This window comes from uncultured Campylobacter sp. (genome assembly GCF_938031315.1).
Lineage (GTDB): Bacteria > Campylobacterota > Campylobacteria > Campylobacterales > Campylobacteraceae > Campylobacter_B.
In genome coordinates this window covers 1-5,461 of record NZ_CALHHT010000317.1, presented here as the reverse complement: position 1 = coordinate 5,461, position 5,461 = coordinate 1, and the positions used below count along the sequence as shown (strand labels likewise).

Below are 5,461 nucleotides of genomic sequence, written 5' to 3'. Positions count from 1 at the left end.
GCGAAAGTGCGTGAAAAAACCCATCAGCCTAAACTCCCCCGCCTTGCACAGCCTAAGCGCCTCGTCAAGCTCGCTCGCGTCGATGCCGTTTCTATGCATCGCGGTATCTACGGCGATGTAAATTTTAACGCCCCTCTTAAGGCGCGCGAAGTAGCCAAGATCGTTTGCCGCGTAGCAAAACCGCTCGTCCTCAAGCCCGCTTGGAATGTGCGAAAGCACTAAAATTTCGCCGAATAGATCCGCGATCTGCGCGGCTTCGCTCATCGTGCGCACGACCGCCTTGTCGATACCGAAGCTCGCCGCAGCCTCGCAGCAGAGCCTAGAGCCGTGGCCGTAGGAGTTGTCTTTGGCGACTAGGAAAATTTTATCCGCGCCGCCTACTTTGGCCGCGATCTGCGCGAGATTATGCAGATATGCCGCGCGATCGAGCAGTATCTCAGACATCGAAGTTCACTCCGTACGCGCGGTAGAGATAGGGCAGCAGCTTGCGCGCGGCGTAGTCGTAGCCGTAAAATTTCGCGTAAACCTCCTTCAGGCTAGCTACACCTGCGCGCTCGAAATCAAATACGTCAGTACCTGCGATCTTAGGCACGCGCTCGTCTAAAAATTTAAAAAATTCCGCCCTGGCGCCCAAAAGCTCTTTGATATTTTTTTCGACGAGCTCTTTTTGCCCGATTGCTTCGCTGTTTTTTTGCATTTCACATCCTTGATTTAAATTTATCATCAAATTTTACCCTGGCGATATTTAGCATTTTTTCAAAATTTCTAAAAATACGCTTTGCATCTTATCTCTAAAGCCCGCGCTGCCGGCCTCGAAGCGAGTTACGATCACGGGCGTGGTGTTGCTCGCGCGCACGAGCGCCCAGCCGTCGTCGAACCGCACGCGGATGCCGTCTATCTCGATTACGTCGCGCACGGCGGGAAGCTCCTCTATACCGCTATGAATACGCGCTTTGACTGCCTCGATGATCTCAAATTTGCGCTCCTCGCTCGTATTAAATTTTATCTCGTCGGTGCTAAACGTCCGCGGCAGCTTGTCCAGCTCGCCGTCAAGATCAAAGCCGAGCTTGACGAGCTCGAGCACGCGCATCATCGCATACACGGCGTCGTCGAAGCCGAAATATCGCTCCTTAAAATAGATATGCCCACTAACTTCGGCGGCAAGGTCGATGCCTAGCTCCTTCATCGCCTTTTTGATATTGCTGTGGCCGGTCTTGCCCATGAAGCTTTTGCCGATCTTATCGATGGTATCGTACATCGCCTGCGAGCATTTGACCTCGCCTAGGATGCGCGGGCGGTTCATGTTTAGAGCCAGTAGGCAGGCCAGCTCGTCGCCTTTTATGTTGCGGCGCGGCGTAAGCACGGCGATCCTATCGGCATCTCCGTCAAAGCCGAAGCCCAAAGCCACGTCGTCTTGCCTCATCGCGGCTTTAAGATCCGCTAAATTTTTCTCCTCGCTGGGATCGGGGTGGTGGTTTGGAAAGTTGCCGTCGGGCTGCGGAAATAAAGCTTTAGCGTTTAGCTCCAGCCTTTCGATGATTTTAGTAGCAGTAACGCCCGCGGCGCCGTTTGCGCAGTCGATAATAAAAGGCGCGGCAAAACCCTTAAGAGCCGCAAATTCCTTCTCAAAATATGCTAAATACTCGCTTAAAATGTCGTACCTCTGGGCGCTTGGATCAGTTGGAATTTCAAAATTTGAACTCATCAGCTCCCGCACCTGCGCGCCTAGACGTTTCAAATCTTCGCCAAAGAAGCTGTCCGTGCCGATCGTGATCTTAAAGCCGTTGTAATTTTTGGGATTGTGCGAGCCGGTGATCATTACGTTTGCGTCAAATTTATGCGTAAATACGCTAAAATAGCCCACCGGCGTCGGCAGCAAGCCGATATTATAAACTCGCAGTCCGGCGAAATTTAGCCCGCTTACGAAATAGCCGAAAAGCTCATCCGCGCTAAGGCGGGCGTCGTATCCCACGCTAACGCGCTCAAGCCCGAGATTTGCGATATGTTTGCCAAGAGCAAAGCCGATTGCCTTTACGCTGCGCTCGTTTAGCTCCTCGCCCACGATGCCGCGAATATCGTATTCTCTAAAGATATCTTCGATCATAAAATTCCTTTAAATTTAAATCGCGGTATTTTATAAAAACTTGCTTAATATTTATATTATAAATGATAAAATCGCCGCTAAAATTCCAAAGGATGGTTATGAAAAAATTTATTCTAGTGGCGATTTTAGCGGCTTTTGTTTGCGCGGGCGATTACGAGCTCGTAGGTAGCGTAAATACTTCGTTTAGAATTTTTGGCAAAGACGATCGCATCGAAGTTATCGCGGTTAAAGATCCTAAGGTTGATGGAGTGACCTGCTACGTCTCTTATGCCAAAAAAGGCGGCGCCAAAGAGATCATCGGCGTGGAGGAGGATCGCTCCGAAGCCTCTGTGTCGTGCGTGCAGACAGCGCCTAAAATCATCATCAAAGAGGAGCTGAAAAAAGAGGATATTTTTGAAAAACGCAGCTCGTTGATCTTCAAAAAGACCCACGTAGTTAGGCTTTACGACGCGGTGCAGGGCTCGCTAATCTATTTGGTTTATTCAGATAAAGTGATCGACGGCTCGCCTAATAACTCGATCTCGGCAATCCCGTGCCACCAAGCCGTGGGCGACGTGTGCGAGCTCGCATATACCCAAGGCAAAAAATAATAAGAAGGAATTTCGCAAAGATAGAATTTTATCGCAGCGGAATTCTAAATTAGAAATTACGCTATGAGATGGCGCATAAAATTTACATAGAATTTTGCCAAATTCTGCAGCATTTTACAAAATTTATCCGCGCCGTTAAATTCCTGCGCGAATGCCTAAGATGAGAATTTTACCGCTTTATCAGAGCATCTTAACGCATATTCGCGCTACGCTAGCAGGCGTGCGCTTGCAAGTCGTAAAATGAAAAATTAAGCAATTTTTGCTAAAATCTCGCGATTTTGAAAACCCTCATAAATCTAAAGGAAATCGATGAAGACATTTTTTAGTATGGAGTGCGCGTCAGTGATGCTACTGATTTTGGCGCTAGCCTGTGCGATCGCCACTTTCGTAGAGACCGCTTACGGTACGGAAGTAGCTTGGGCGATGGTTTATTCTACTGCGTGGTTTGGCGCGCTGATGGTGCTTTTGGGAGTAAATTTAACCTACAATATCTATCGCTACCGCATGATTAAACTTCGCACGCTGCCTGCGCTAATCTTTCACGCAAGCTTTTTGTTTATGCTTGCTGGAGCGATTTTGACTAGATATTTCGGCTTTGAGGGCAATATCCATATAAGAGAGGGCGGCGAGAGCTCGATCGTAACGACTAAAGACGAGGTCGTTCAGCTTCTTACTTTAGGCAATGACGGCGAGTTTATATCTGCTGACGAGAGTAAATTTTTAAACGGCGCAGGACGGATGAACTTCGATCTCAATCTAGACGTAGAGGGCAGGATCGCAAATTTAAAATTTAAAGAGCTCGTAGAACACGGCGAGCTAAAATGGGTGCAAGATCCGACCGGACAGGCTCCTGCGCGCGTGGAGCTATTATTTTCCAACAACGTTGGCAGCCAAAACGTCTCCTTGCAATCAGGCGAGAGCATGGAGATAGGCGAGCTTAGTATCACTTTTAATGCAGAGCCTAAAAGTAAGAATTTCATCTACATAAAATCCAAAGACGGCAAATTTTATCTAAACTCAAGTCTTGATATAAACGCCACTAAAATGGCTGATATGAGCACTGCGACGCTTAAGAGAAACGAGGATAATCCGCTAGGCAATCTCTTGCTTTACAGCTTCGATGGAATAAATTTCGCCCCCGTTAGCCTGCTTAGCTCCGCGGTCGAGAAATTTGTTCCGGTAGCTGCGAATTTACCGGGTGAGCCCGGCGTAGTAGCTACGCTAAGCTTTGCGGGGCAGAGTCGCGAAATCTACGTGCCTAGGGATTCGCATGGCGCTAGCTATAAGGTGGGAGATAAGAATTTCATCGTAGCCTTGGCGCCAAAGATGCTTCATCTGCCTTTTAAAATCGCGCTTCGCGACTTTGTGATGGATCGCTATCCAGGCACCAATTCGCCCTCCGGATATAAAAGCGAAATCACGCTAAAAGACGGCAATACGAGCTTTGATTATGATATTTTTATGAATCACGTGCTCGATTACGGCGGATACCGATTTTTCCAAAGCTCATACGACACGGATGAGCGTGGTACCGTGCTTTCGGTCAATAAAGACCCCGGCAAAGTTCCAACTTACATCGGCTATTTTTTGCTTTGCGTGGGGATGTTTTTTAACTTTTTCAACCGAGGCTCGCGCTTTTTCAAGCTCTCGCGCTTAATCAGCGAAAATACGCATCTTGCTCGAGAAAAAGATGTAAATTCTAAAAATTCCGCGTCTAGCTCGGTGTCCGTAAGCTCTGCAGAAAGCTCTGCATCAAAACGCGCCAAAAAAACGCGACGCGGCACTAAAGGTGCGGCATTGGCATTAATAGGCGCATTGGCTTTGAGCTTGGCTGCATTGTATCCTAGCGCAGCAAATGCCGAACAAAACTCCACTACTCAAAATTCTAGTTCCGTCTCAAACACAGCTACAGAAAATTCCGCGCCGCAAAGCCCTGCTAGCGTGCAAGATCCGGCTTCGCAAAATTCCGCGCCGAATTCCACCGCTGAAAATTCCAATCAAAGCTCCGCTTCGCAAGAATCTGCAGCGGAACAAGACTCCGTCCCACCGCATAATTTTTCTACTATGGGAGGCGAGCTAGCCGTGCCGAAATTTGATCCTAAATTTAGTGAGGATTTAGCAAGCCTCGTAATTCAGGGATTTGATGGGCGAATGGAGCCTTTTGATACCGTTTCTAGGGAGCTTTTAAATAAAATTTACCGTGCCGACAACTACAAGGCGCCAAATGGCGAAATTTTAAACCATAACGCCGCCGCGCTTTCTTTTATGCTAAATCAAAGCTACTGGAGGCGTGCGCCAATCATCAAGGTTAGCGAGCCGGAGCTTAAAAAAATTCTAGGTATGGATGAGAAGCAAAGCCACGCCAGTATGATGGATTTTTTTGAATTTAAAGGGGGCGAGAGCTATTACAAGCTCGATAAAATGGTCGAGGAGATCAACCGCAAGCCTTTGGGCAATCGCGGTGTGCTAGATAAAGAGATCATCAAGGTAAATGAGCGCGTAAACGTCTTTTACTCGGCGTTTATGGGGGATTATTTTAGAATTATTCCGGTTAAGAACGCTAAAAATAACGAGTGGCTTTCGCCGCTATATCTAGGCGATGCGCTGGATCAAAACGAATCTGCTGAAGTTAAAAAGATGATGGGAATATTTGTTTCGTCCGTGGTCTATGCCCAAGAAAGCGGGGATTGGAGTGGCGCGGAAAAGATGCTAAGCTACGTCAAAAAATACCAAGCGCAAAACGGTGCAAACCTAATGCCTAGCGAGA

General features: G+C 47.8%; 5 protein-coding genes. 2 read left to right on the top strand and 3 right to left on the bottom strand.

Going from position 1 to position 5,461, the window contains the following annotated elements; all coding sequences use genetic code 11:
* From Q0236_RS07825 to Q0236_RS07815, 3 genes are all read right to left on the bottom strand, one after another.
* A partial coding sequence (locus Q0236_RS07825; RefSeq protein WP_297916669.1) for an alanine racemase occupies positions 1-444 on the bottom strand: 444 nt, incomplete at its 3' end.
* Positions 437-697, bottom strand: coding sequence for a CmeU family protein (gene cmeU / locus Q0236_RS07820; RefSeq protein ID WP_297916667.1), 261 nt, complete (start codon positions 695-697; stop codon positions 437-439). The genes Q0236_RS07825 and cmeU, both read right to left, overlap by 8 nt.
* A gap of 48 nt (positions 698-745) precedes the next feature.
* Positions 746-2,104 carry a phosphomannomutase/phosphoglucomutase gene (locus tag Q0236_RS07815; RefSeq protein WP_297916665.1) on the bottom strand — a complete coding sequence of 453 codons (1,359 nt, stop codon included), beginning with the start codon at positions 2,102-2,104 and terminating at the stop codon, positions 746-748.
* Positions 2,105-2,202: 98 nt separating this feature from the next.
* Between Q0236_RS07815 and Q0236_RS07810 the strand changes: the two genes are divergently transcribed.
* The gene (locus tag Q0236_RS07810) at positions 2,203-2,694 is read left to right on the top strand and encodes a CreA family protein (RefSeq protein ID WP_297916663.1); all 492 of its coding nucleotides are present in this window, start codon (positions 2,203-2,205) and stop codon (positions 2,692-2,694) included.
* A 309-nt stretch (positions 2,695-3,003) separates the two neighbouring features.
* A partial coding sequence (locus Q0236_RS07805) for a cytochrome c biogenesis protein ResB (protein ID WP_297916661.1) occupies positions 3,004-5,461 on the top strand: 2,458 nt, incomplete at its 3' end.